This window comes from Burkholderia sp. Bp9140 (assembly GCF_003853425.1).
Taxonomy (GTDB): Bacteria; Pseudomonadota; Gammaproteobacteria; order Burkholderiales; family Burkholderiaceae; genus Burkholderia.
In genome coordinates, this window is the sequence record NZ_QTPQ01000124.1 from 1 (window position 1) to 582 (window position 582).

Annotated in this window: 1 pseudogene; it reads left to right on the forward strand. The window is 65.6% G+C overall.

Features of this window, described 5'->3' with window-relative positions:
- Positions 1-57 precede the first annotated feature (57 nt).
- A pseudogene (locus DIE21_RS36890) lies at positions 58-582 on the forward strand (electron transfer flavoprotein subunit alpha/FixB family protein); the annotation flags it as partial.

Consider the following 582-nt stretch of genomic DNA (forward strand, 5'->3'; position numbering starts at 1 on the left):
CGCTGGTCGAGAAGCTGAAGACCGAAGCCAAGGTGCTGTAAGAGGGAGCGGAAAGAAATGACGATTCTGGTTATTGCCGAGCATGACGGGGCACGCGGCGCTTCGACGATCAAGGCCGCGACGCTGAACACGGTGGCAGCGGCGGCCGAGGTTGGCAAATTCGTCGGCGGTGACATTCACGTGCTGGTCGCGGGCCACAACGCGCAAGCGGCGGCGGACGCGGCAGCAAAGATCGCAGGCGTGTCGAAGGTGCTGCTGGCCGACGCGCCGCAGCTCGAGGCGGGCCTCGCGGAAAACGTCGAAGCGACCGCGCTGAACATCGCGAAGGACTACTCGCACATCCTCGCGCCGGCGACGGCGTACGGCAAGAACATCGCGCCGCGCATTGCCGCGAAGCTGGACGTCGCGCAGATCTCGGACATCACGGGGGTCGATTCGGCCGACACGTTCGAGCGTCCGATCTACGCGGGCAACGCGATCGCGACGGTGCAGTCGAGCGATCCGATCAAGGTCATCACGGTGCGCGCAACGGGTTTCGATCCGGTTGCCGCGGAAGGCGGCAGCGCGTCGGTCGAGAAGATC